This is a genomic window from Microaerobacter geothermalis, assembly GCF_021608135.1.
In the GTDB taxonomy this organism is placed as follows: Bacteria; Bacillota; Bacilli; order DSM-22679; family DSM-22679; genus Microaerobacter; species Microaerobacter geothermalis.
Window position 1 is genome coordinate 38,309 of record NZ_JAKIHL010000013.1, and the last position, 26,896, is coordinate 65,204.

At 41.8% G+C, this 26,896-nt stretch carries 25 protein-coding genes; 5 read left to right on the forward strand and 20 right to left on the reverse strand.

What is annotated here, in order from left to right:
* Nucleotides 1-151 precede the first annotated feature (151 nt).
* From trpS to L1765_RS07285, 9 genes are all read right to left on the reverse strand, one after another.
* Nucleotides 152-1,126, reverse strand: a complete 975-nt coding sequence (trpS, locus tag L1765_RS07245; RefSeq protein ID WP_236406003.1) for a tryptophan--tRNA ligase — start codon at nt 1,124-1,126, stop codon at nt 152-154.
* Between the two features lie 27 nt (nt 1,127-1,153).
* The gene (locus L1765_RS07250; protein ID WP_236406005.1) at nt 1,154-2,662 is read right to left on the reverse strand and encodes a leucyl aminopeptidase; all 1,509 of its coding nucleotides are present in this window, start codon (nt 2,660-2,662) and stop codon (nt 1,154-1,156) included.
* Between the two features lie 153 nt (nt 2,663-2,815).
* A complete protein-coding gene (locus tag L1765_RS07255; RefSeq protein ID WP_236406037.1) occupies nt 2,816-3,589 on the reverse strand; it encodes a DODA-type extradiol aromatic ring-opening family dioxygenase in 774 nt (257 codons plus the stop codon).
* A gap of 140 nt (nt 3,590-3,729) precedes the next feature.
* Entirely contained in the window at nt 3,730-4,725 is a 996-nt protein-coding gene (locus L1765_RS07260; RefSeq protein WP_236406006.1) for an agmatinase family protein, read from the reverse strand.
* A 1-nt stretch (nt 4,726) separates the two neighbouring features.
* Nucleotides 4,727-6,007 (reverse strand): imidazolonepropionase, encoded by a 1,281-nt coding sequence (gene hutI / locus L1765_RS07265; RefSeq protein ID WP_236406007.1) that lies wholly within the window; start codon nt 6,005-6,007, stop codon nt 4,727-4,729.
* Nucleotides 6,008-6,020: 13 nt separating this feature from the next.
* Nucleotides 6,021-7,688 (reverse strand): urocanate hydratase, encoded by a 1,668-nt coding sequence (gene hutU, locus L1765_RS07270; protein ID WP_236406008.1) that lies wholly within the window; start codon nt 7,686-7,688, stop codon nt 6,021-6,023.
* 252 nt (nt 7,689-7,940) lie between these two features.
* Nucleotides 7,941-9,506, reverse strand: coding sequence for a helix-turn-helix domain-containing protein (locus L1765_RS07275; protein ID WP_236406010.1), 1,566 nt, complete (start codon nt 9,504-9,506; stop codon nt 7,941-7,943).
* A 10-nt stretch (nt 9,507-9,516) separates the two neighbouring features.
* Nucleotides 9,517-11,157 (reverse strand): urocanate hydratase, encoded by a 1,641-nt coding sequence (gene hutU, locus L1765_RS07280; RefSeq protein WP_236406012.1) that lies wholly within the window; start codon nt 11,155-11,157, stop codon nt 9,517-9,519.
* A gap of 125 nt (nt 11,158-11,282) precedes the next feature.
* On the reverse strand, nt 11,283-12,581 hold the full coding sequence (locus tag L1765_RS07285) for a YjiH family protein (RefSeq protein ID WP_236406039.1): 1,299 nt from the start codon (nt 12,579-12,581) through the stop codon (nt 11,283-11,285).
* Nucleotides 12,582-13,043: 462 nt separating this feature from the next.
* On the opposite strand from L1765_RS07285, the gene glnA reads away from it, so the two are divergent.
* Together glnA and L1765_RS07295 are read left to right on the forward strand one after the other, a co-directional pair.
* Complete coding sequence (gene glnA, locus L1765_RS07290; protein WP_236406013.1) at nt 13,044-14,396, forward strand: type I glutamate--ammonia ligase; 1,353 nt, start codon at nt 13,044-13,046, stop codon at nt 14,394-14,396.
* A gap of 77 nt (nt 14,397-14,473) precedes the next feature.
* Nucleotides 14,474-15,286 (forward strand): alpha/beta fold hydrolase, encoded by an 813-nt coding sequence (locus L1765_RS07295; RefSeq protein WP_236406015.1) that lies wholly within the window; start codon nt 14,474-14,476, stop codon nt 15,284-15,286.
* Here the strand turns inward: L1765_RS07295 and L1765_RS07300 are convergent.
* The 7 genes from L1765_RS07300 to L1765_RS07330 form a co-directional block, all read right to left on the reverse strand.
* The gene (locus L1765_RS07300) at nt 15,283-15,585 is read right to left on the reverse strand and encodes an antibiotic biosynthesis monooxygenase family protein (protein ID WP_236406016.1); all 303 of its coding nucleotides are present in this window, start codon (nt 15,583-15,585) and stop codon (nt 15,283-15,285) included. The two genes, L1765_RS07295 and L1765_RS07300, sit on opposite strands and share 4 nt — an antisense overlap.
* Nucleotides 15,586-15,880: 295 nt before the next feature.
* The gene (gene rbsB / locus L1765_RS07305; protein WP_236406018.1) at nt 15,881-16,828 is read right to left on the reverse strand and encodes a ribose ABC transporter substrate-binding protein RbsB; all 948 of its coding nucleotides are present in this window, start codon (nt 16,826-16,828) and stop codon (nt 15,881-15,883) included.
* A gap of 55 nt (nt 16,829-16,883) precedes the next feature.
* The gene (locus L1765_RS07310; protein WP_236406019.1) at nt 16,884-17,813 is read right to left on the reverse strand and encodes an ABC transporter permease; all 930 of its coding nucleotides are present in this window, start codon (nt 17,811-17,813) and stop codon (nt 16,884-16,886) included.
* Entirely contained in the window at nt 17,810-19,321 is a 1,512-nt protein-coding gene (locus L1765_RS07315) for a sugar ABC transporter ATP-binding protein (RefSeq protein WP_236406020.1), read from the reverse strand. Before L1765_RS07315 ends, L1765_RS07310 begins: the two co-directional genes overlap by 4 nt.
* A gap of 7 nt (nt 19,322-19,328) precedes the next feature.
* Nucleotides 19,329-19,721: a D-ribose pyranase gene (gene rbsD, locus L1765_RS07320; protein WP_236406021.1), complete on the reverse strand. Its 393-nt coding sequence runs from the start codon at nt 19,719-19,721 to the stop codon at nt 19,329-19,331.
* On the reverse strand, nt 19,722-20,648 hold the full coding sequence (rbsK, locus tag L1765_RS07325; RefSeq protein WP_268928771.1) for a ribokinase: 927 nt from the start codon (nt 20,646-20,648) through the stop codon (nt 19,722-19,724).
* Nucleotides 20,641-21,648: a LacI family DNA-binding transcriptional regulator gene (locus L1765_RS07330; protein ID WP_236406022.1), complete on the reverse strand. Its 1,008-nt coding sequence runs from the start codon at nt 21,646-21,648 to the stop codon at nt 20,641-20,643. The genes rbsK and L1765_RS07330 overlap by 8 nt, the downstream gene beginning before the upstream one ends.
* 226 nt (nt 21,649-21,874) lie before the next feature.
* On the opposite strand from L1765_RS07330, the gene L1765_RS07335 reads away from it, so the two are divergent.
* Both L1765_RS07335 and L1765_RS07340 read left to right on the forward strand, forming a co-directional pair.
* Entirely contained in the window at nt 21,875-22,498 is a 624-nt protein-coding gene (locus L1765_RS07335; RefSeq protein ID WP_236406023.1) for a DUF3298 and DUF4163 domain-containing protein, read from the forward strand.
* A gap of 115 nt (nt 22,499-22,613) precedes the next feature.
* Nucleotides 22,614-22,976, forward strand: coding sequence for a VOC family protein (locus L1765_RS07340; protein ID WP_236406024.1), 363 nt, complete (start codon nt 22,614-22,616; stop codon nt 22,974-22,976).
* 182 nt (nt 22,977-23,158) lie between these two features.
* On the opposite strand, the gene L1765_RS07345 is transcribed toward L1765_RS07340, so the two are convergent.
* Nucleotides 23,159-23,377, reverse strand: a complete 219-nt coding sequence (locus L1765_RS07345) for a hypothetical protein (RefSeq protein WP_236406025.1) — start codon at nt 23,375-23,377, stop codon at nt 23,159-23,161.
* Between the two features lie 114 nt (nt 23,378-23,491).
* On the opposite strand from L1765_RS07345, the gene L1765_RS07350 reads away from it, so the two are divergent.
* Nucleotides 23,492-24,385 carry an MBL fold metallo-hydrolase gene (locus L1765_RS07350; protein WP_236406027.1) on the forward strand — a complete coding sequence of 298 codons (894 nt, stop codon included), beginning with the start codon at nt 23,492-23,494 and terminating at the stop codon, nt 24,383-24,385.
* A gap of 66 nt (nt 24,386-24,451) precedes the next feature.
* Here L1765_RS07350 and L1765_RS07355 read toward each other — a convergent pair whose 3' ends face one another.
* From L1765_RS07355 to L1765_RS07365, 3 genes are all read right to left on the reverse strand, one after another.
* The gene (locus L1765_RS07355; protein ID WP_236406029.1) at nt 24,452-24,607 is read right to left on the reverse strand and encodes a hypothetical protein; all 156 of its coding nucleotides are present in this window, start codon (nt 24,605-24,607) and stop codon (nt 24,452-24,454) included.
* Between the two features lie 87 nt (nt 24,608-24,694).
* Nucleotides 24,695-25,381 carry a class I SAM-dependent methyltransferase gene (locus L1765_RS07360; protein WP_236406030.1) on the reverse strand — a complete coding sequence of 229 codons (687 nt, stop codon included), beginning with the start codon at nt 25,379-25,381 and terminating at the stop codon, nt 24,695-24,697.
* 77 nt (nt 25,382-25,458) lie between these two features.
* On the reverse strand, nt 25,459-26,505 hold the full coding sequence (locus L1765_RS07365; RefSeq protein ID WP_236406031.1) for a MerR family transcriptional regulator: 1,047 nt from the start codon (nt 26,503-26,505) through the stop codon (nt 25,459-25,461).
* Between the last annotated feature and the right edge of the window lie 391 nt (nt 26,506-26,896).

Sequence of the window (26,896 nt, forward strand, 5' to 3'; positions counted from 1 at the left end):
GCAAACAAATACCACTTATTATTCAAAAAGAGAGGATGGGAGACATATATTCACATATTAAAATAGATGAACAGGAGTGCTTTGCACAAAAAAACTCCGATGATATCTACATCGGAGATTATTTGTATTATCCAAGATTATTCGATTCTGATCATTGATCCCAATAATCCAGTCCAACTTGGCTTCTGGCTTTGTCCAGATAAATGCGAGCAACATTCCGAGCCTTTTCAGCACCCTTTTTCATGGTGTCAATCACGTATCCTCTGTCAGCTTCTAACTTTTCCCGTTCTTTCCGGTAGGGAGCAAAATATTCCCAGATAATGGCAAACAGCTCTTTCTTCACATCTCCGTATCTTAGCCCCGGAGTTAAGAAACGTTCCCTCAATTCTGCTTTTCCCTTGTCATCTAGGAACAAGGAATACAATTCATAAAGAATATTCCCCTCGATGGGCTTCGGTTCATCAACTGGGGTAGAATCGGTCTTAATGGACATCACCTTGTTCCTGAGGGTTTGTTCATCGGAAAAAATTTCAATGGTGTTACCATAGGATTTGGACATTTTTTCTCCGTCAATCCCCGGTACAACAGCCACATTTTCTTCAATATCCGCTTCAGGAATGACAAAGGTTTCGCCATAGGTTTGGTTAAACCGAATGGCGATATCCCGGGTTACTTCCAAATGCTGCTTCTGATCCTTTCCTACAGGCACCCTTTCCCCGCCAAAACAAAGAATATCGGCAGCCATGAGAACCGGATAGGAAAAAAGGCCAAAGTTAGCAGCAATCCCTTTCGCCACCTTATCTTTATAGGCATGACAGCGTTCCAAAAGACCAACTCCGGTTACATTGGAAAGCAGCCAGGTTAACTCGGTTACTTCCGGAACATCCGACTGAATCCAAAAGACCGTTTTATCGGGGTCAAGGCCCAAGGCAAGAAAATCACAGGCGGCTCCAAAGGTCTGTTTGCGCAGATACTCACGGTCAAAAACAGAGGTTAAGGCATGATAATTGACCAGAAAGCAGAATAATTCATGATTCTCCTGCTGATCGATCATTCGTTTCATCATTCCGAAATAGTTCCCCAGATGCAAGTTCCCTGAAGGTTGTATACCTGAAAGAATGCGCATGACAATATCTCCTTTAAATAGTGGTTATTAATGAGAAGCGTAGCGAATGGCCAGTTTCAACAAGGTCCGAACTCCCACTCCGGTTGCCCCTTTGGGATGATGTCCCTTATCTTTTTTTGCGGTGGCTGTCCCGGCAATATCCAGATGAACCCAAGGAGTATCTTCAGCAAAGGCTCCAATAAATATCCCCCCCTGAATACAGCCTGCGGCTGGACCGGCATCATTCTTGATATCCGCAATTTCGCTCTCAATATATTCCTGATATTCTTCATAATTGGGCAGCTGCCAAACCTTCTCCCCAGCGATCCGGGCAGCTGTTTTCACTTCATTGGCCCATTCCTCATCATTGGTAATCAATCCGGTCGCTTCACGCCCCAGGGCAGAAATCACCGAACCCGTCAAGGTCGCAACATCGACAAGCTTGGTTGCCCCAAGATGCTTCGCATAGGCAATGCCATCTGCAAGAATGAGTCGCCCTTCAGCATCCGTATGAACAATTTCTATGGTTTTCCCTGAGAAGGAAGTGATCACATCAGCTGGCTTCAGATTATTGCCGGAAATCATGTTTTCACAGGCAGGCACCACGGCAATGACATTCACATGGGGGCGAAGTGCACCAATTGCATCCATAGCACAAATCACCGCTGCTGCCCCTGCCATATCCGTCTTCATTTCGCCCATTCCTTCGTCCGGTTTCACCTGAATTCCTCCGGTATCAAAGGTGATTCCTTTTCCAACAAATCCAAGAACTTCTTTGGTCTCAGGGGCACCGATATATTTCAATACAATCATCTTGGGCTCATTGGCACTGGCTTGGCCTACCCCAAGCAAAGCTCCCATTCCCAATTCTTCTAAATCTGCTTTATCTAAGATATGAACCTCCAGATTCCGTTTATGTGCGATTTGTTTGGCTCGTTCTGCAAGGATGGCAGGGGTCATTTTATTCCCCGGCTCATTGACAAGGTTCCGAGCTAGCTTTGTTGCATGGGCCGCTACCTTTGCACGCTCTAATCCAACCTCAATAGCCTCTTTTTTTAGAGCAGAATCAACAACAAGTATAAATTCCTGGATAGAGACTTCATTTTCCTCTTTCTTTTTATATCCTTTAAAGGTATAGGTTCCCAATTCTGCTCCTTCAACAATCCCCTGAATAATATCTACGGGATTCCAGAGTTTTTTCTCAACATAATAATTGGAAACTCCAAAGGTTAGGTTCTTAATACCCACTTTTTGTGCGTGTCGAGCTGCAATTCCCATGGCATCCCGTACTTTTTCAACGGTCAGTTTGCTTTCCTTACCCAATCCAATGACAAGTGTCCGCTTGGCAGGGATCTTCCCCCAATTATGCAGCAGGGTTACCTCTCCAAATTTCCCTTTGATCTCTTTCTCGGCAATTAGCTGTGAGATCCGATGTTCAAGGGCTTCATCTACGGCTTTGGTAAAACCCTTCACATTATCCTGATCTTCGCAATAAGTTACAATCAGACAGTCAGTTGCAATGGTAGAAATGGCCTCCGTTGAAATTTTGATATTCATTTCAATCCACCCCTTATTCTCTCATATAGGGTAATCATACCAAGATTTAGGGCATTTGCCAAATCAGTTGAGCCTCCTTCTTACAAGCCTCCCCTTGTCTTAAGACGGGGGGCATATCAAAAAATAAAACGATCCGTTTGGTGCTGGATCGCTTTACTCGAATTTCATGCAAATGTAGCTTAATGTTCCAAAATCGTAGCCTCGGTAGAGAAGCCTGGCCTTTCTACTCTTATCTCCGCTTCCCATGGTGATAAGCAATGGAACAAAATGTTCTTCTCGCGGTACGGCAAGACGGGCATGGGGAGCTAGATCCCTATATGAAAATATGGACTTTACATCCCAATTTTCTACTTTATCGATCAACCAGTCATCAAATTGAACTGCCCATTCTTCAGAAGCTTTCATGTCCCATTTTAAAGTGCCCAAATTGTGTACGGTGGCGCCACTTCCAATGATCAACACATTCTGATCCCTTAAATCCGCTATGGCTTCACCGATTTTATACTGTTCTTTTGGTGAAAGGGTAGGATTTACAGAAATCTGAACCACAGGAACATCCGCTTCGGGATACATTAATTGAAGGATTACCCAGGAGCCGTGGTCTAATCCCCGCTGAGTATCTTTCACCGTTTTAATTCCCTTGGTTTGAAACATCTCCTGAAGCTGCTCGGACAATTGAACAGAGCCCTTCGCCGGATATTTGATCGAATACAACTCTTCTGGGAAACCATAAAAATCATAAATGGTTTCATAGGGACCTTTCAATGAGGAAATTTTCATGACCTCACTTTCCCAATGGGCCGTAAAAATGACAATTGCTTCAGGTTTGTTTAATTTCTTTGCCAGATTCTTTAGAAATCGAGTATATTCGTTATCTTCAATAACAAGCGACGGTGCCCCATGGCAAACAAATAAAGTGGGAACCATATGAATCACCCTTCCTGACATATTATAGATGCGTCCTTAGTGAACTCTTTAATTCCGTCTATGTAGATACCTGTTGCATGATCATTTTTATCATTATGCTCAAATTATATTATAGTTACTATAAAATGTAAAGTTTTTGCTCACTTTCTTGAAAGGTACCCACACAAGGAGTTTAGAATCACATGGGCTCCCGTTTTAACAGTTGCCAGGTTCCTCAGGTCCCGATGAGGGTCTAAGCAAACGACATCCATGCCAATCACTTTCTCTTCTTTCCCTGCTAAATAGACGGCTTCAAAGAGTTCCCAGGTGGTTAAACCTCCCGGTGTAGAAGCTGGAGCTGCAGGGGCAAACGCAATATCAAGAACATCAATATCCACCGTCACATAGATAAAATCCACTTTTTCCTTAAGGTACTGAATTGCTTCTGAGATGATCTGTTCAATCCCTTGTTTGCGAACTTCTCTTATTGTGTAATATTTGACCCCGTTCTCGTCAGCATATTTTTTTAAGGAGTGCGTATTAAAATAGCCATGGAGTCCAATATTGACCACATGCTGTCCTTCAATGACTCCCGATTCAATCAACCCGCGAATCGGGGTGCCGTTGCTTGGCCCCCCATCCTTTAAATCACGCAAATCAAAGTGAGTATCAAATTGCAGGATTCCGATCTTCCCATCCCTTCCCATTCCTTGTACTCCATAAAATTTCTTTAATCCCTTCACAATGGGGCAGGTGATGGAATGGTCTCCTCCTATGAAAACAGGAAGGAAAGAAGGATTAGCTTCCAAAATTTCAACAACCCCATTTTCTATATTCTGATGACAGCGAAGGATATCCGTGATATGCATCCTAATATCGCCGATATCTGCAATCTTTAACCGATTAAGGTTAATATCATAATCGATGTTATAGGTTGAAAAGGACCTCCAAATCCCTCGGATGGTATTGGGATTCTCGCTGGCAGCCGAAGGACTGATGGATGACCTCGAGAGGGGAACACCAATCAGCCCGACATCAAAGGGGTTTCCCGGTTTGTGTTCCTGAATCAATTGATCCATTTTCATCTCATCCAGAGATCCCGGCTTACCTCTGTATATCACCTGTGGCGGATCAATAAACTGGTAAGGATAAGTCATCTTATTTTCTCCTTTCAACTACAAGGTTTCCGTTCTTTACAACGGAATCTACTAAGTTGACTCCAAAATTATATTGAAGATATTGATAGTTGGGAGCATCAAAGATGACGAGATCCGCCTTTTTCCCCACCTCGATACTGCCAATTTCACCAGCACGTCCAATGGCATGGGCTGCATTGATAGTACAAGCTGCTATCACCTCAGCAGGTGTCATTTTCATGGTGAGACAGGCCAGGTTCATGATGAGGGGGAGGGATTCTGTCGGGGAAGAACCAGGATTTCGATCCGTTGACAAAGCCACGGGAACTCCCGCTTCAATGATTTTTCTGGCATTGGCCGGTTCCTCCATGAGGAAAAATGCCGTTCCAGGAAGTAAAACAGCCACCACTCCCGCTTCTGCCATCCTCTTGATACCCTCATCCGATGCCTTCAGAAGATGATCGGCTGAAATGGCTCCCACTTTAGCCGCCAATTCCGCTCCGCCAAACTGGACAATCTCATCGGCATGGATTTTGGGGATCAGTCCAAACCTTTTCCCGGCTTCAAGGATCCGTTCCGACTGTTCCACGGTGAAAACCCCTTCTTCGCAAAATACATCACAAAATTGTGCCAATCCTTCTTCCGCTACTTGAGGGATCATCTCCTCAATGACGATGTGAACATAATCATCGGGATTCTCCTTAAATTCCACAGGGACGGCGTGTGCCCCCATAAAGGTGGAAACAATATCAATAGGATGGGTTTCATTTAATCGACGGGCCACCCGAAGCTGCTTCAACTCATCCTCCACAGTTAATCCATAGCCACTCTTGGCTTCAATGGTGGTTACCCCATATTCCAGAAACCGGTTGAGCCGCTTCAGGGATTCATCTAAAAGCTGCTCCTCTGAAGCCGCACGGGTTTGGGTGGTCGTATATAAAATTCCCCCGCCCTGCTTCAGGATTTCAATATAAGTGGAGCCCTGAAGCCTCATTTCCAGTTCCTTTTCCCGGCTTCCGGCAAACACCACATGGGTATGGGGATCAATTAACCCGGGAGTAACGATTTTACCGGAAGCATCAATGAGTCGTATATTTTCTTTAACATGACCAAATTGATCTTCGACAAATTCTTCCGCATCTTGATCTGAACCAACAAATAGGATACGGTCATCCTGAACAACCACACCGCCGTGATGGATTATCTGCAACTCTTCCATCTTCGGTCCTCTTTTCGGGGCTCTACTGGCCCCTGCGACTGTTACAACCTGTGAAGCATTCCTGATATAAATCACTGAATTCATGATATGAACTCCTTTATTTCAACATCGGCATGTGGATTCCTTTTTTCCTAGCCGTTTCAATGGCTAGATCATAGCCGGCATCGGCATGTCTGACGACACCCATTCCAGGATCAGTGGTGAGTACCCGTTCCAGACGTTTCGCGGCATCTTCAGTTCCATCCGCAACAACCACCATTCCTGCATGAAGGGAATATCCCATTCCTACGCCGCCACCATGATGAACCGATACCCAACTGGCACCTGCTGCCGTATTCACCAGTGCATTTAAGATGGGCCAATCGGCGATGGCATCACTGCCATCCTTCATCGATTCGGTCTCACGGTTTGGAGAAGCCACTGAACCCGCATCTAAGTGATCCCGGCCAATTACAATAGGGGCAGAAATTTCTCCGGAAGCCACCATGTCATTGATGATTTTTCCAAATTTAGCCCTTTCTCCGTAACCCAACCAGCAAATACGGGCAGGAAGTCCTTGAAAGGCAATGCGCTCCTGGGCCATCTTGATCCATTTGCAGAGGTGGGTATTGTAGGAGAATTCCCTTAAAATCACCTCATCGGTCTTGTAGATATCTTGAGGATCTCCAGATAAAGCCACCCAGCGGAAAGGACCCTTTCCTTCGCAGAACTGGGGTCTGATATAGGCTGGAACAAACCCCGGGAAATCAAAGGCATTTTTTACCCCTTCATCATAAGCCACTTGACGAATGTTGTTTCCGTAATCAAAAGCAACAGCACCGCGCTTCTGCATGGACAGTATCGCTTGCACGTGGACAGCCATGCTGGTTTTTGAACGTTTCACATACTCCTCAGGATTGTTCTGCCTTAGTTCTTCTCCCTCTTCCAAAGTCATCCCTGCGGGAAGATAACCGTTCAACGGGTCATGGGCAGAGGTTTGGTCTGTGATGATATCAGGAATAAAATTGCGCTGAATCATTTCCGGAAGAACCTCCGCTGCATTTCCTAGAAGCCCAATAGAAACGGCTTTCCCTTCTTCCTTTGCCTTTTGGGCAATTTCAATCGCCTCATCTAAGGATTCCACCATCATATCGCAATATCGGGTTTGAATCCGTTTTTCAATTCGGGTGCGATCCACTTCAATGCCGATGACCACGCCGTCATTCATGGTTACAGCCAAAGGCTGGGCGCCACCCATCCCTCCCAATCCTGCGGTAACGGTAATGGTTCCCTTTAAGGAGCCCCCAAAATGCTGCCTGGCACATTCAGCAAAGGTTTCGTAGGTCCCCTGAACAATCCCCTGACTTCCAATGTAAATCCAGCTACCGGCCGTCATTTGGCCATACATGATTAATCCCTTTTTATCTAATTCATGGAAGGTATCCCAGTTGGCCCATGCCGGAACAATATTGGAGTTGGCCAAAAGTACCCTTGGTGCATCCTTATGGGTGCGAAATACCGCGACTGGTTTGCCGGATTGAATTAAAAGCGTTTCATTTTCTTCCAGTTTCTTCAGCGTTTCTACAATTTTATCGAAGGCTTCCCAATTTCTTGCCGCTCTTCCGATTCCTCCGTACACCACCAGTTTCTCCGGGTGTTCTGCCACGTCAGGATCCAGGTTGTTCATCAACATCCGAAGAACAGCTTCCTGAATCCAACCTTTTGCATTTAACCGGGTTCCGCGGGGTGCCCGAACTTCTCTTGGTGTTGACACTGATTTGCTCATGATATTGTTCCTCCCTTGACAAATCGTTTATACCAATGTACTTTCTATTTCTATCTTAATGGGAATTCCTTTAAATATCCCTAGACTTTCTTAAGAATGTTCGCAACATTTTGCCACGTCGTAAACTGACAGGTCGTATACTGACAAGTCGTAAACTGGCAGTTGGTTAACTGTTGAGAATAGGGGGACTACCGTTTAAACGGAAGGCCGGGAAAGGTCCACGGCGGCCACATACCTTGTGCCGGCGTAAGTTCAATTTCTTGTCCTTTCTAGATTTTTTTGCGTTTTCCACTGCTTGGGTGAATCTCCGCTGATAGCCTTAAATACCCGGCTGAAATAATTAGGGTCCTGGTATCCGACCATCGAAGCAATTTCACCAACCGTTAAATCATCTTCCAGCAACAGTTCCTTCGCTTTTTTAATTCTTAAATGGGTCAGATACTCCACAAAGGTCATGTTCATCACTTTTTTAAACAGATGGCTGAAATAATATGGACTGCGACTTACTTCTTCAGATACTTCATCTAAGGTGATACTTCTCATATAATTTTTATGAATAAACTCCAAGGCCCTTTCAACGACTAGATGATGAATATTGAACGCTTTGGAATCGGAAAGCTCCATAAAATATTCCTTGATCGCTGGAAATATTTCATCAACCGATTGACTATTTAGAATATTTTCGCTATATTTCAAAAATGATTTAAATCGTTCTTTTTCACTCTTTTGATACTTATTTAATAGTTCCTTAAGAATAAAAATAAGGGTCAATTTGTAATATATGGGGTTAACCCCCTTCATTTTCCACTCCTTTAAGTTCCTCTCAAGGTGGTGAAAGAGAAATTGAATGTTATCATCCTTTACCTCATCGCTAGTCAGAGGTACTTCAGATTGTTCTACTACTTCTTTGCGAAACAGGTCCGGATAATCTGAATAGTGGCTTACTTTTCCCTGAGAAAAATAAAACTGCAAGGACTGCAATTGCTTGGCTTCATGATACGAATGGTATAAATTCATCGGATCTTTGTACTCACTTCCAATCGCTATATACAATGCATGACCGGATTCATTTTTTACCCACTCCAGCAGCTGATTTCCCAAGCTTTTTACTATATTTATTGTCTCTTTCTTTTGCTCCCCTTTTTTGGGGATGTAAAGGATGACAAATTCATCATTAACTGATGCAGAGATTAATCTGTGACTCTTGCAAAATCTTTCAATCAGCCCATACAGCTGGGAAAGAACTTTCTTTTTCCACAAATCACTTTTATTTCTCATCTGTTGGTTTAACCGACTGATTTGGGCCGTTATGACCACGGTAGGAAGGGACTGATAGCCCAATTGAAGGGCTTGATCCCATATTTCTTTAAGATGGGTAACCTCACCTGAAATGAGCTTTTCTACCCAGTGTTTCTTCGCCTTTTCCATTTCACTTTGGGTGTCTTTCATTGTTTCTTCTTTCTTCTTTTCTACAAGTTCGTTTAACGTCTTCATTAAATTTTGAATATTTATCGGTTTGATAAATAAGCGGGAAAAACGGACCTCCATACATCTTACTGCAGTTTGAAAATCCTTTATTTCCGTTGTCCCGATGAGGATAGAGTTATCAGTAATCGAGGAAAGTTTTCTCCAATCATTCTCCCTTAACATATCCACATCAATGATCATCAGGTCATACTGGCCCCTATTTATTTCTGTTATGAATTCGTCGGCTGTGGAAAGCTCTGTATATTCATCAATGGCTAGCCCGGAGTTATGCAGCATCCATTTTAGTCCATTGCGATGAAACTCACTTCTTTCTGCAACCAAAACATCCATAGCTTCCTCCTCATTGATGCTTTATATCAATCCCAAGTTCTTCCGCTTTTTTCTGTGCAATATCATATCCGGCATCGGCATAGCGGACAATTCCCAAACCGACATCGCCCAGGAATACTTGATGAAATTTTTCGGTCATTTGTTTACTTCCATCAGCCACAATGCTCATTCCGGCATGGAGAGAATAACCGATTCCGACGCCGCCTCCATGATGGAAACTGACAAAAGTTGCCCCATTCGCCGTGTTTAACAGAGCATTTAAAATGGGCCAATCTCCGATGACGTCGCTGCCATCTCTCATTCCTTCTGTCTCCCTTAAGGGAGATGCCATAGAACCCGCATCCATATGATCACGGGTGAACACCACCGGTGCTTGAATCATCTTACTGGCAACCATCTCATTTACTTTTTCGGCGAGGAAAATCCGATCCTCAGCCTTCAACCAGCAGATTCTAGCGGGAAGTCCCTGAAAGCGGACATTGGCCTGGGCAAATTGAATCCATCGCTTAATTCTATCATTTCCCGATAGACGATTTAGTATAAATTGATCAATCTTATAGATATCATTTGGGTTACCGGATAAAGCAATCCAACGGAAAGGACTATACCCTTCGCATTGAAGATGCCGAATATAAGCCGGAATGAAGTTGGAAAATGAAAAAGCTTCCTCTAATCCTGCCATATAGGCCTGCTGTCGGATATTATTTCCATAGTCAAAAACAACTGCGCCTCTTTTCTGAAACTCTACCATTGCCTTTACGTGCTGCACGACCGTCCGTTTGGCATCTTCCAGGTACATTTCTGGAACCTGTTGGCGGATACGGAACGCATGTTGGACCGTGTAGTCTGAAGGGATATACCCGTTCAGCAAATCATGGGCAGACGTCTGATCCGTCACCACATCGGGAATGTTGCCTCTGTACAAAAGCTCTTGGTACACATCCGATGCATTCCCGATCAAGGCGATGCTTAAAGGGGTTTGACGGCGTATCGCCATTTTCACATCATGCAAGGCCTCGTCAAGGGAGTCGGTAGCTACATCACATACATTATATTTAATACTTCTTTCTACCTTTGCAGGATCCACTTCCACCACCAGGGAAACTCCTCCATTCATCTTAATCGCGATGGGCTGTGCACTGCCCATCCCACCAAGACCGCTGGTAAGAATCCATTTCCCATTCAGATTCCCCTGAAAATGCTGGGCCGCTACCTCATGGAAGGTTTCATAGGTACCCTGAAGGATCCCCTGCATACCAATATAGGCCCAGGCACTGGCTGTGGATTGTCCATACATGGTTAGCCCTTTCTGTTCAAGCTGGCGAAATTTTTTCCAGTTTGCATAGGCAGGAACCACTACCGAATTTACCGCAATTACCCTTGGGGCATTCTCCGAGGTCCGGAAAACCACTGCCGGTTTTCCCGATTGGATGAGAAGGGTTTCATCTTCATTCAATTGTTCCAATTCTTCAATTATTTTGCGAACGGCTTCCTGGTTTCTTGCTGCTTTGCCCGTCCCATATACAATCAGCTGATCCGGATCCTCTGCCACATCAGAATCGATGGTATTGATCAGCATCCTCATGATTCCTTCGATTTGCCAGTTCTTACAACGCAGGTCTTCTGAAGGAAGATGGATCAAATTCCGCACAGTAACCTTCCTCTCAATATCAAATTTTATTTAATTTCATTATTTAGAAAAGGAACCATCATTTTTCTTGGTTCCTCATCAATTATTTTATATGTTCATATTAAGCGAATCAAACAGGATATATACTATAGCAATGAAAAAGCAACAGGGGTTACTAAAATTAAAGTAAGGAGTGTTCTCTCAAGCCATATTATCACCAGCTCTGAAATACGAATTGGGATTTCTGTAGATAAAATACAGGGGATTGACGCTGAGAAAAACAATATAGAAGATACTGAAACCACTGCAATAATAAATTTAGTAACCAGAGGTGCACTTACTACTAACAAAGAAGGTAAAAACATTTCTGCGATTCCTACCGATAATGCTTTAGCTGTTAAGATTGGTTCCGGTATTTGCAGGACCCAAGTAAACGGGTAAAACAGATACCCTATCCCATCAAATAGAGGGGTATATTTTGCCAATACTAGTCCTATTAATCCTACAGACATGATTGAAGGAAGTATACTCATTGTCATTACAAAACCATCTTTAAGGTTTCCCAAAATATTTGACCCTAAACTTGGAGCAACCTTGACTGCTTTTATAGCTTCATCCCATGCTATCTTAAATAAATTACCTTTAACTTCAAATTCTGGAGCACCTTCTGTAATATACGCATCACTTTTTTTACTTAAAGGTCTAATCCGAACGGTAATCGCAGTTACAAGAAAAGTAATAATCAGAGTAGTCCAAAAATATAAGTTCCATATATTCATTAAGTCTAACGTTTTTGCCACTACAATCATGAAAGTTGCAGATACCGTCGAAAATCCTGTTGCTATAATACATGCCTCTTTAATCGTATATTTACCTTCTTTAAATACTCGATTAGTAATCAATAGACCGATTGAATAACTTCCTACGAATGAAGCAACCGCATCAATGGCTGATCTCCCGGGTGTTTTCCATATTGGCTTCATAATGGGCCTAAATAAAACACCGATAAATTCTAGGAGCCCATATCCTACTAACAATGCTAAAAATACTGAACCGACAGGAACGAGTATTCCAACAGGGATAACAAGTTTGTCAAACAAAAATGGCCCTAAATCTTTTTCAAATAGCCATTGCGGTCCAATTTTAAAGTACAACATGATTGCAACAATAAATCCTAATATTTTTAAGAATGAAAAAATAAGATCAACATTAGTTTTATTCCATGTTTTCTTTACGAAAGGATGAATACTGCCCAGAAAAATAACAATTAATGCATATATTGGTGCTAAGGATGGGAATGTTGATTTAATAAACGTTACAATATGATCCAGTGGAATTGTTGACTTGCCACCGATCGTGATTGGTATAAAAAACATAAATATACCAATCAAACTAAAAAGAAAAAATTTAATAACATCCTTATTACTTTTAGACTGTAATTCCATCTTGTTATTTATGCCTGTGTTTAATCCGGTCATATTCTATATACCCCCTTATATATTTTTATGTATTGACAATTTTTATCATAAATAAATACCCTTTAGCACACACTAGAATCAAATGCGAATTTTCGTACAATTTTGCTTATTGAAAATTCGAATGTCTTATCTATCTTCCTTATTTTGCTCTACCTAGACTTTATTGCGATAAAGAAATATTGTGACTAAGAAACATATTCACATCCTGTAATCCATAAACATGAAACGATGGGATTGGAATTATGAGGAAAACCGATAAAGCAGGTGAATTTGGAAGTTCATAAACGTTCATGATTCCTGATGATGGTTTATGCTGATAAATACGGAAATAGACGGTTTGTTTGAAATGCCCGAGGAATGGTAAAATTTTGGAAGGGACGTCGGTGGAAACTGTCCCTGATGATGTTTAAAAAATGGGAGGGATAAAATATGATGTTGTTAACAGAATTACAACCGGATTCAAAAAAGCAATTGATCTGGGAAAAGGTGAAGGAAAATCAAATCCAGTTTATTCGTCTGCAATTTACCGATATCTTTGGCTTTGCAAAAAATGTGGCCATAACGACGGATGAGTTGGATAAAGCCTTGAATGGTGAACTGATGTTTGACGGCTCATCTATCGATGGTTTTGCAAGAATTGAAGAATCTGATATGTATCTGATGCCTGATCCGGATACCTTTCAACCCATCACTTGGCGCCCTGATGAAAAAGGGGTTGCCTATATGTTCTGCGATGTATATACCACAGACGGAAAACCCTTTGAAGGATGTCCCCGCAATATTTTGAAACGAGCTTTAAATGAAGCAAAAGAAATGGGCTATACTTTAAACGTTGGACCTGAAGGCGAATTCTTTCTTTTTTATACCGATGAAAAGGGCAGACCGGTCTTTGACATTCATGACGATGCCGGGTATTTTGACTTATCTCCTGTGGACAAAGGAGAAGACGCCCGGCGGGATATCATACTAACCATGAGGAAGCTTGGTTTTTCAATCGAGGCCTCCCATCATGAAGTTGCCCCGGGACAGCATGAAGTAGATTTTAAATATGATGAAGCACTAAGGATGGCTGATAAATGGATGATCTTCAAACAGATAGTAAAAAATATTGCCCAAGCCCATGGGCTTTATGCTTCCTTCATTCCCAAGCCCTTTTCCGGACAAAACGGAAATGCGATGCACTGCAATCAGTCCCTGGTTAAGGATGGAATAAATGCCTTCTTTGATGAAAATGATGAACGCGGACTAAGTGAAGCCGCACACTATTACATTGGCGGATTATTAACCCATGCTAAAGGAATGGCCGCCATCTGCAACCCAACCATCAACTCTTATAAACGGCTTCTTCCCGGTTATGAAGCTCCGACCAACATTGCCTGGTCAGCGTCAAACCGTTCTGCACTCATACGCATCCCCATCGGGACTCAAAAATCCACACGGATTGAACTCCGAAATCCTGATCCCACAGCCAATCCTTATCTGGTATTCGCCGTTATGCTGAAAGCAGGTTTAGAAGGAATCAAAAAGAAAATGACTCCTCCACCTGCGGTAGATAAAAATATATATGATATGAATTCAGCTGAAAGAAATGACTATCAGATTCAGCGCTTCCCCCGCAGCCTACAGGAGGCATTGGATCACATGGAGCAAGATCCGTTAATGAAAGAAACCTTAGGTGAACATACTTTCTACTCTTACCTGAACGCCAAAAGAAAGGAGTGGGAGGAATATGCCGAAGAGGTCCATACCTGGGAGATTAGGCGATACCTAAAACAGTATTAATTTTTAGGAAATCAAAGATTATTTTCTGGAGAATTCGACAAAATTCGATATAATGTAGCGTGGAGGGGATATACTTCATGCTACACTACAAGACCTATCAACTGGGAGAAAATTACGACTGGGTTGTCTTTGTCCACGGCGCAGGAGGAAGTTCTAATATATGGTATAAACAGATTAAGAGATTTAAAAAATACTTTAATCTGTTGCTTATCGATTTGCGGGGCCATGGAAAATCAAAGGACCTGATCCGACAGTCCCATCGAAATTACACTTTTCATGAAGTAAGCAAAGATGTTTTAGAGGTAGTCGATCACCTTAAGATTACATCTGCTCATTTTATCGGCGTTTCCCTTGGGACAATCATCATCCAAACCATAGCTGAAACCTCACCTTCCAAAATTCGCTCCATGATCCTGGCAGGTGCGGTTACCAAATTAAATCTTCGCTCTAATTTCCTGATCTCTATCGGAAATCTTGGAAAGTATATACTTCCCTATATGTGGTTGTACAAGCTGTTTGCCTGGATCATTATGCCAAGAGAAAGGCATACTCACTCCCGTTTGTTATTTGTAAATGAAGCGAAAAAATTGTGCCAAAAAGAGTTTATCCGCTGGTTTAAACTAACCAAGAATATTAATCCCTTCTTAAAAAATATTAGAATGAAAGAATTTCAAATTCCAACCCTCTATATCATGGGTGAAGAAGATTATATGTTCTTGCCGCCCATTCAATCATTCATTAAAGAAAAAAAATACTCCCGGCTTGTGGTGTTAAAAAATTGCGGACATGTTTGCAATGTTGATCAAGCCGAGGAGTTTAACAGAGTATCCATTTCATTTATAAAAGGTCTCCACCTTCTTGTCCAAAAAGATCCCAAATACCATGCCTAATAATCGGCGTGATGGACCACCTCATAAGTTTCTATTTTTGACCCGGTGGCAGTTGTTCCCCTTGTGCGACGTTCTTCGTGAGCTTTACGAAACGCCTCGCTTTCTGTCCAAGCCTTAAAGGCTTCCTTGCTTTCCCATTTTGTATACACAATTTGCTTATTTTCCTCTGTAGAATTGAGAAATTGAAATTCCAAGCAACCGGGTACACTTCTCATATTATCCGCACTTTTACTGAATAGCTCAATCATTTTATTCTTTCCTTCTGCGGGGACTTCAAGGATATTCATGACAACGTACATGTAAAATCGCCTCCATTTGACTTCTACGTAACCTTATAATTTTCTTTGGATGGGTAATTTATAAAAATAGCATTTAAATTATACTAATTATAATATAAAAATGCTATTGATTCAAAGATCTTAGCCTGTCAATCACTTTACGGTAAATAAAGGATGTTATCCAAGTATTTATAGTTTTTATGATCAATAACTATGTCCTCTTATTTTGTTGTTAGGAAAAATGAGAAAATGTGTTGAACCTCTTCCAATTAAAAACTGGCACCTGTTTGAGTAGGTGCCAGTTTTGATATCTCCATTACTTTTTGATTAGCTTTAATTCAACGGGAATAAATTCTTCCACTTTTTCTCCATTGAGTACCTTTTGTCCATTCTTAACGGCCAACTCACCAATTAGCTTTGGCTGTTGAGCAACCGTAGCAGCCAACGTTCCTTCTTCCACTGCTTTCACGGCATCTGCTGTGGCATCGAATCCAACAACAATGATTTGATCCTGACGGCCAGCAGCTTTAATGGCTTCCAATGCCCCTAAAGCCATCTCATCATTATGAGCAAAAACGGCATCAATTTCTGGTTGGGCCTGAAGGATATTTTCCATTACGGATAATCCTTTTGCACGGTCAAAATCGGCAGGTTGTTTTGCGACCACTTCTAAACCAGAGTTCTTTCCAACCACTTCATTAAATCCTTTGCCGCGATCACGGGCAGCAGAAGTTCCCGGGATACCTTCCAGCTCCACAATTTTTCCTTGCCCATTTAATTTATCATTGATAAATTCACCTGCTAAGACTCCTCCTGCAACGTTATCAGAAGCAATATGGGTTACTACTTCACCGCCGTCAGAACCTCTGTCAACGGTTATTACAGGAATATTTGCTTGATTTGCAGCTTCAACCGCAGTCACCACAGCTGCACTATCCGTAGGATTAATGAGAATCAAATCCACTTTCTGTTGTACAAGATCTTCTACGTCAGCCACTTGTTTGCTGGGATCATCTTGAGCATCAACGACAACCAGTTTATAGCCCAATTCATCAGCGGCCTTTTGGGCACCATCCTTTAAATCAACAAAGAATGGATTGTTTAATGTAGAAATTGAAAGTCCAATGACTTTCTGGCCATTATCTGCCGCTGGAGAAGCATCATTTCCTGTTGATTCTGTTGCTTGTTCAGATCCTCCGTTGCTGCATGCAGCCAAACTAAAGGCAAGCAATAAAACAACAACCAAACCAAACCATTTTTTCATTTTTGTGTTTCCCCCTTCATCATTTTAATGTTTATTCCATTAAATCGTCCTTTATCTAAGTAGATTTGCGACGATCTAACAGCACAGCAATTAAAATCACAAGACCTTTTACAACCTGCTGATAAAATGAGGATACATTTAAGAGATTTAACCCATTATCCAAAATACCGATGATTAACGCGCCAATTAACGTGCCTCCTAATGTACCGTATCCACCCGCCAAACTGGTTCCTCCCAATACCACAGCAGCAATCGCATCCAATTCAAAGGCGAATCCTGCTGTTGGCTGAGCGGAATTTAGACGTGAAGTTAGGATAATTGCACTTACAGCAGCCGTCATTCCGCTTATGACATAAACCCAAATTTTGCTTCTGTTTGTCTTAATTCCGCTAAGACGAGCCGCTTCTTCATTACCGCCCAGTGCATAAACTCTGCGTCCAAATGTTGTTTTTTCCATTACAATCAATAGCAGGATAAACAGGAGAAAGGTAAGAATAATCGGTACCGGAATACCAAGTAACTCGCCCCTTCCCAAAAAGCGAAATTCATCGGGCAGACCGGTAATCGGGCGCCCTTCTGTATAAACCAGTGTTAACCCACGATAAATGGTCATTGTTGCTAAGGTGACAATAAATGGAGCAAGCTTTCCTTTTGCAACCAATACACCATTGATTCCACCTAGGATCGCTCCAACACCGATCCCTGCAATGACGGCCAAAACAGGGTCAATCCCCCCTGTCATCATTCCGGCTACCAATGCACCTACCAATGCCAAGATGGATCCAACAGATAAATCAATTCCTCCTGTTAGAATGACAAAGGTCATTCCAAAGGCAAGGATGGCATTAATCGATACCTGTCTAACAACATTAAACAGGTTTGAAACTGTCAAGAAACGAGGCTCCAAGATGGATAGAATAATTCCTATTAACAAAAGTCCAAGGAGTGGCCCCAAGCGTTGGATTGTTTCCTTGTTCCATTTCAATTTGCTTTCCTCCCCCCTGTGGCACAGGCCATAATGTCTTCCTGTTTTGCTTCTTCTCTTGTAAATTCTCCGGTGATCCGTCCTTCTCTCATGACAAGGATTCTATCACTCATCCCAAGCAATTCCGGTAATTCTGATGAAATCATTAAAATGCCGATTCCCTGCTTCGTTAATTCATTCATTAATTGGTAGATTTCAACCTTTGCCCCAACATCAATTCCCCGGGTTGGTTCATCAAGAATGAGAACCTTTGGATGAGTTTCCAACCACTTGGCAAGCACCACTTTTTGTTGATTACCACCACTTAAGGACTTTACCAGTTGGTTTCCATCTGGTGTTTTAATTTTTAAACGATCAATTTGTTCTTCAACGATTGCTTTTTCTTCCGAATGTTTGATTAAGCCATTTCTGGATATTTTCTTTAAATTGGCCAAAGCAATGTTTTCCCGAACCGACAGACCTAACACTAAGCCTTGATCCTTTCGGTCCTCCGTCACTAAAGCGATTCCATTTTGGATCGCCTGATCAGGAGATTGGATCTTTATTTTTTCCCCTGAAACATAAATGTCTCCTTGATCTCTCTTATCAGCACCAAATATACCGCGAACCACTTCTGTTCGTCCGGCTCCCATCAGTCCAGCAATCCCCAATACTTCCCCCTTTCTTAATGAGAAGGAAATATCCTGGTAATCGTCGCCGGAGCTAAGATGCTTCACTTCCAGGATGACTTCGTCCTGAACAGAGGATTGTTTGGGAAAACGATCAGTTAACTCTCTACCAACCATCATTTTTACAAGCTCGTCCATGGTCGTTTCATTCATCTCTCGAGTTCCTATATAGTGGCCATCCCGCATAACCGTAACCCGGTCGCAGATTTGAAATAATTCTTCCATTCGGTGAGAGATGTAAACAATTCCTACACCCTGTTCTCTCAAATCATTCACTAATTGGAACAGCCTCTCTATCTCCCGGTCGGTTAATGCCGCAGTAGGCTCATCCATGACCAATATCTCTGCATCAAAGGAGAGGGCCTTTGCTATTTCAACCATTTGCTGTTCTCCCACACTGAGCTGTCCAACAATTTGAGTTGGATCATAATCTAATCCTAATCGTTCCAGTACAGCTTTGGCCGCTTGGTTCATTCTTTTTGTATTTACCCATCCATATCTCCCAAAATTCTTCTCTCTGCCAATAAAAATGTTCTCTGCAACGGTCAGATTGGGAATTAGATTCAATTCTTGATGAATCATAGAGATTCCCATTTGTTGGGCTTGTAAAGGGGAGGATATTTCGACTTCTTTTCCTCTCAAAAGGATTCTTCCTTGATCCTTTGTATACACACCGGTAAGAATTTTCATCAATGTTGATTTTCCGGCACCATTTTCACCTAACAGGGAATGAACTTCCCCTTTTTTCAGCTCAAATGTAACTCCTTCAAGAACCTTAACGCCCGGAAAGGATTTGTCTATCCCTTCCATTCTTAAAATTTCGGGTTGCAATGAAAACATCCCCTTTCTAAAAAACCACTCCCGCCTTTAAAATGATATTGGCATAAGGGGTAAATTCCCCTGTTCGAATAACTGCTACTGAAGTTTCCGTTATTTTCTTGAATTCTTCATGTGGGGTTTGTGAGACCGGAACTTTGAGCACCTTCTCCATTTTTTTATAAAGCTCTGGACTTACCTCAGGAAGTTCTTCGGCTATGATACAGCTTTCCACTTCCACATCATCCAATATGGCTTTTAAAGTATCTAAGAAAGACGGAATTCCTTTGCTCAAAGCCAAATCAATTCTTCTTACCCCTTGAGGGATAGGGAGACCTGCATCCGCGATGACGATCATATCTCCATGCCCTAATTTGGCGATCACTTCTGAAATCTCATGTTGCAGAATTCCTTGTTTCTTCATTTATTTCTCCCCTTTGAACTGATCAACTTGTTCCCGATACGGCAATGATGTTTGGGCTCCAAACTGAGTAACGGTTAACGCTGCAACCTTCTGTGCAAATTGAATCGCTTCAGTAAGAGAAGCCCCTTCCGCCAAAGAAATTCCAAGAGCAGCATTAAAGGAATCTCCAGCAGCCGTCGTATCCACAACGTTTACTTGATAGGCAGGAAGATGCTTGATTTCGTGGTGGTCATTGTAGGACACACCCTCTCCACCTTGAGTAATGACTACATTCTTTACTCCAAGTTTTTGCAAGGAACGAATGATTTCCTCAACGTCTATGTTGCTATCTACCCATTGGGTCGTTAATAATTTGCCCTCTGTTTCATTTGGAGTTAGAATATCTATTTTTTCTAATAGTGATTGCGGCAATTCTTTGGCCGGTGCCGGATTTAAGATTACTTTTACCTGATGCTCATTTGCAATCCGAACCGCTTCATCTACGGCATCAAGGGGGACTTCCAACTGAACCAACAGGATATCTGCTTCTTTGATAAAATCTTCTCCCTTTCGGACAAGCTCCGGTGTCAGTTTGTAATTGGCACCAGGAGAAACAACGATACAATTCTCCCCTTGTTCACTCACAGTAATCGAGGCCACTCCGGTAGATACATCCGGGAAAACGGAGACATAATTGCGGCATATCTTCTCTTTATTCAACTGATCCAATAGTTCTTTTCCGAAGATGTCATCTCCTACACACCCGATGATTGCCACTTCTGCTCCAAGACGGCTAGCAGCAACAGCCTGATTGGCACCCTTCCCACCTGGAATCGTGAAAAACTCTTTTCCTAAGATCGTTTCACCCGCGAGAGGTATGCGGGGTGATGAGATGACTAAATCCATATTAATGCTTCCCACTACCGCCACTTTAGGTCGCTTAATCAAATGAATCCCCCCTAAGGCTTGTTTTTCGAATGATTAATGATGGCTCTAAAACGATATTCTTTTTCTCCAAGGTTGGCTGATGAATATGTTTGATTAATGACTCTGCAGCCAATACTCCCATCTCATAGATCGGCTGCTGAATGGTCGTTAGTTTCGGCTGAACGACTTTAGTTAAGGGAATTCCATCAAATCCTACCACACCTATATCCCCCGGGACATTCAGTTCCGCTTCTGCGATAGCCTCCAGCGCGCCAAGGGCCATCAAATCGTTGGCCGCAAACACTGCATCAGGGGGATTGGCCAGTGCCAGCAGCCTCTTCATTGCTTCATATCCGCTTTCAGCCCGGAAATCTCCCGGTTGAACCAGGATAGACTGATAAGGAATCTTTAATTCTTCCAAGGCTTCTTTGTATGCTTCATATCGGTCATCTGCAGAGGAAGTTCCTATCGGCCCCCGAATATGGGCTATCTGTTTATATCCCTGACTCACCAAATGATGCACGGCTAATTTCCCGCCAAATCGATTGTTCGTATAAATGGAATGAACCGGCGAATCCTCCATACGGCCATCCACGACAACAATTGGGGTCCCGTTGGCGATTATGTTGCTCATATATTTGCTGTTCACTTCTCCGGCAATAATAATCCCGTCAACACATTTCTCCTGCAGTAATTGAAAATACTTTTCTTCCTTTTGCAATTGATTGTCAGAATTACATAGGATCACCGTATATTCATGACGCTGAGCCGTATCTTCTACAGCCCTTGCCAATTCGGGAAAGAATGGGTTTGTGATATCCGGTAAAATTAAGCCTAATGTTTTTGTCTTTCTGCTTACCAGTCCCCTTGCAATTTGACTGGGCTTGTATTGAAGCTGCTCTATAGCCCGCAAAACCTTTGTTTCTGTTTCCTCATTAACATATCCGCTCTTATTTAAAACCCTAGATACCGTAGAAACGGAAACTCCAGCTAAACGGGCCACATCCTTGATTGTTGCCATTCCCATACCTCCCGAACGATATATGAAAACGTTACCATATTCTTTAAAAAACTACGATACCAACATATCATATGGTATCGTTTTCATGTCCTTATTTATAAGACTAACATGAAGCATTTCGTTTGTAAATAACAAATATGATAACGGTTTCATAACATATTCATGAACAGATGCCCATGGTTTGCATATGCTGTAGGGAATCACACTTGGAAAGGAATTGATAGTTATGGACCCTTATCGCTTGCCAGTGCCTATTCATACGGTGATGATTACTTCCCCTGGAGTTTCTATTTATTACCCCCAGGTTATATGGCCGTCAAACCCAATGGTTCAGGATCGCATTAACCATGCAATCTACCAAAAAGTATACAGAATGTTTGATTCAATCAATCAGCAAGGGTATTTTCAACCTGGTAAAACTGAACTGACCGGAAATTATGAAGTCAAAAACAATCAAAGGGGGATTGTCAGCTTAACCTTAAGCAATTTTGCCTATACGTATCCAATGGCTCATCCTGTAGACAATCTTACTTCACTAACGACAGACCTTCGAACAGGAAAAATATATAAATTAAAAGATCTGTTTAAACCAGGTAGCCCTTACGTGGAGAGAATATCAGAAAATATTCGAGTTCAAATTAAGCGGCGAGACATCCCTGTATTTGAAGAATTCAAGAGTATTCGTCCTGATCAAGATTATTATATCGCTGACAAATGCCTTGTTATCTTTTTCCAAAGGTATGAAATTGCGCCTCGCCCCGCCGGCTATCCGATGTTCCCAATCTCAATCTATGATCTTCAGGATATGATAAAAGAAGATGGACCTCTTGGAATCATGATCGGGGATTAAATGTAACAATGAAGGTGGCCAATTAGGCCACCTTTTTTATGTCATGCCCAAAAAATTGCATAATATCAACACTTACGTCTAAAATACAGTTGATAACTATTTTGGAGGAATCAATATGATCAAACAAATCGCAACCGTAGCCATTTATGTTGAAGATCAGCAAAAAGCAAAAGAATTCTGGACAGAGAAAGTTGGCTTTGACGTTGTAGCCGAGTTTCCAATGGGGCCAAACGCTTTCTGGTTAGAAGTGGCTCCAGAAGGGGCTCAATCCCGTCTTGTCATCTATCCAAAAGAAATGATGAAAGACTGGAACGAAAAGAAGCCATCCATTGTTTTTGAAACCGATGATATATTAGGTACATACGAAACAATGAAAGCCAATGGTGTCGAATTCTTGGAAGAACCTCAAAAAATGCAATGGGGAACTTTTGTACGTTTCAAAGACACCGATGGCAACGAGTTCTTACTTAAGGGTTAGTTATGCCTTACACTGAACAGAACACAAAAAGCGATTCATATGCGGAGAATCGCTTTTTGTGTTAAAATTCATCATTACGTAGCTTTCCAGTATTCTCATAATAGGATCGATAATTGGTCACACAGGCAAAATCCCAATCAAACTACCTCCATCTGCAATAACCGGAATATCGACAATCTCTACTACCTCAAAACCTTCAACCTCAACGGTAGCTGACTCCTAACTTTTGAGATAGTTTCGTTAATTTTCCAGACGAAACAATTGTGATCAACGGTATGTTCATACTCTTCCCCAAGGCTAGATATCCCTAGAAATGCCTGTTCCTGAAATAATAAATCCACCTTTTCTTCCATTGCAGCTTCTTTTTTCAGCAAAAAGATATTCAATATTGCCAATTTCATTCAAAAAATCCTTCAATATTTGTTAGAAAATTTGTAAAATTATTTTGTAGATAGAGCATTTATAAGGTATTGTAATCGAAAACGATTACTTATGGTTAAGGAGATGAAAGTGAAATGTTTAAGCACCTTCAAGTGATATCCGGTCCAAATAACAGCAGGTTCCCTTACTGCACTTCCCTTCTCATAGCCGATAGAGACATTCACGCAATAGTAGATCCGGGAGCCGGTCCTGATGCTTTGCATTCCGCTGTGGGAGAACGCCCAGTGAATCTTGTGATCAACACCCATTACCACTTCGATCATATTTCCGGGAACCACTTATTCCCCCATGCCCAAATTTGGATGAATCCGATCGAAGCGGATTTTTTTCCAAATCTTGACCGGGTGGCAGAACGGTTGGGCATCAAGGAGATTTATGGCGAAAGAGGGGTTGAGGAATGGAAAGAAAATGTGGCTGATCCGCAAACTCCACAAACTCAATATTCTCCAAGTTGCCGCCATGAATGGTGGCTTTCCTCACGTTCACCAATTCATGCCTATGCCTATGACATCGAATGGCAGATTGGCCAAACCCGGGTAGTCATGGTCCATGCACCCGGACACACCGAAGGATTTTGCTGCCCTTACTTTCCCGATGAGGGTCTTGTCTATACCGGAGATATTGATTTGACCAGTTTTGGCCCTTGGTATGCCGACATTGACGGAAACATAGGGGATTTTATTGCTTCCGCCCGCCGGATTGCCCAGCTGGATTCCGACTGGTTTCTGACCGGACACCAGGCCGGGATGGTCTCCCGTTCCGAATTCCAAATCCAACTGGACCGCTTCCTAAACATCATTGGAGAAAGGCATCATCGCCTTATCCATCTGCTTGAATCAGGAGTAAAACCGGAAGAAATCCATCAGCACGGTCTCCTCTATATGCCTAAATATCAGACTGACCCCTGGATCGCCATGTGGGAACGGATTGCCATAAGGAAACATCTGGAATGGATGAATGCTAATTAAACCAAGGATATAAGTAAAAGACCGGCACTTCCAAGGACGGCGATGCCGGTTCATTGTGAACCGATCTTAATGAAATGATTTCCAAATCTCACCGTTCACATCGATGAAATCCATGATTCCTGTATAACTATAATCCATATGGACATCCTTATCTATTGGCTTAACTTGTGACAGCTCTTTTAATTTTTTATTTGCGAGTTCCTTTGCCGTTTTGTTCTTCATCCCCTAAAGAGTTGCCTGATTCATATAACATTCTCCATTTTTATTTTTTTGGGATATCATATGGAGATTTGTTAGTGGTTGTGCCTATCAAAAACTACGCCACCAAATTCCTGCACACTCCGGTAATGTTGTTCGTTTTTCCCGGACTACTTTTTCAGATATATCCGTGCCAAAGAAAAATTTTGTTAGCCGTTCGGCTTCATCAAGATTATCAAATTGATAGTCTGTTCTAATCCAAGTATTCTGAAAATTGTAAACCTTTTCCAACATTGAGTAGTAACCAGTTAAAAAATCGGGTGGCGATGGAAATTCTACACCAGTACCTAAAGTCTCGAATTTAATTACAGTTCCACCTGGACGCAGGACACGTTTGATTTCGTTAATAGTTGCTGCGACGTTTTCTTTCCACCCATGAACATTTGAGCTGCCAATATAACAAATACTCCATCCAGATACGAGCACATCGGCACTGTTATCCTCTGCTTGAATCTTCCTATGATCAGATACTCGTATGTTCCAGTTATTTAAGTTCGCATTTTTTAATTTCTTCGCAGTTACCCGTAACATCGCTTCGGAGGCATCAAGAGCCAATACGGACTTTGCTTGTTGGGCAATTGGGACTGTTAGTCTTCCAGTTCCCGCCCCTAGATCAATGACATCCTGCCCTTCCAGATTGTGAATACATTGAATTCTTTCCAACAAGTTTGGTTGTTTTGAAATAAGTAAATCATACTGTTCAGGTTCTAATCTGTATATTTCCGAGTGATTTGGCATGCTATCCCCTCCATATTGAATTAGCTTACAAAAACGATGATACGGTTTTACGTAACCGGAAGGTCAATGCCCAATATTTATCTAATCGGAACCGCATAGACAATATGGATAACATCAGATAATTGCTTTTGTTTTGTAATATAGCCATTGTTCTCAAACCAATCCGAGATATGAGAAACTATGGAAAAATGTTTATCCTCTATTGTCTTTATCAAATCCTGATTATCTTTATTGTGTAATACCTCTAAGTATTTCTGTCTCGCAAATTCATCTTCAAACATAAAATCTGCTAAACAAATTCGTCCTTTGGGTTTCAATACTCTTCTTATTTCCTCCAAAGCAAGTAATTTTTGTTCATCGGTTAGATGATGTAAAGCAAAACTGGAAACAGCAAAGTCGAAGTGGTCATCTAAATAAGGAATAGCAAGGAAGTTTCCGAGTCTTGTCTCAAGTTGAGGAAACTTGCTTTGGCACAGCTTTAACATTTCTTTTGATTGGTCAATTGCAGCCATTTTATATCCATGGGAAATAAATCGGCCAGCTAAATTGCCAGTACCAGTACCAATATCCAGCCCTACTTCATTATCCTTAGGGTTTATCAATTTATATATGGTGTCCAGTGCTTGGTCGTAATTCTTATAGAGACCGTCATTTGCTTTCACTACATGGTCATGATTAGAAGCTCGATAATCAAAGTTCCATTTGTCACTCCAATTATTTCGTATCTCGCGTATTCGCTTTGAACCTTCGGCAAGTTTAACTATCTCATTTAGAGACAGCGCCTGTTCCTGTTTTAGGATTTCAATCATTCGGTCAGTAGTGATAATCTGTTGTTTGTACTCTAACCAAGTTGAGAACATGACTGAACGTTGTAATTCCAAATAGTATAAGAGCTCGTCTTTATTTCCCAACTCAACTTGACCTAGTACCTTCTTAATATCATCTAACCCCATTCCAACTTCTCGCAAGGCAATAATGGTCTGAAGCCGCCATACCTCTTTTTCTGTAAACGTACGGTATTGATTGTTGTCTCTTCTATCGGGGTTAATTAATCCTTTTTCCTCGTAAAACCTGATTGCTCTAGGACTTATGTTTAGTTTTTTAGCCACCTCGTTAATGATCATCGTCTCTCCTCCCCAATTTATTGTAAACATTGACGTTACGGTAATGTAAAGCAAAAAATTACTTCCACACTCAGTAAAGCTAGAGATAGCATCACTCATGTTTACAAACGATGATTCACATGGTTATTGCAGCGTGGTGACCGAATTGTATTTTCCTCATCCGTTAACTAAAAACTGACCGGATTTAGCAAAATGCTAAACCGGTCAGTTTTTAATTATCTGTCTCTGACTTTAAAATTTATCCAGTATTGTGAAAATGCACTTTATCTTTGACAAGATAAAGTGCATTTTCACATTAGTGGTTGTCGCTCTTTTGGGATGGCTTCTACGTTTAACAGGTGTTGGCGAATGGCTTCATGGCTGATGACGCGATAACCCAGAAGGGTTTCTA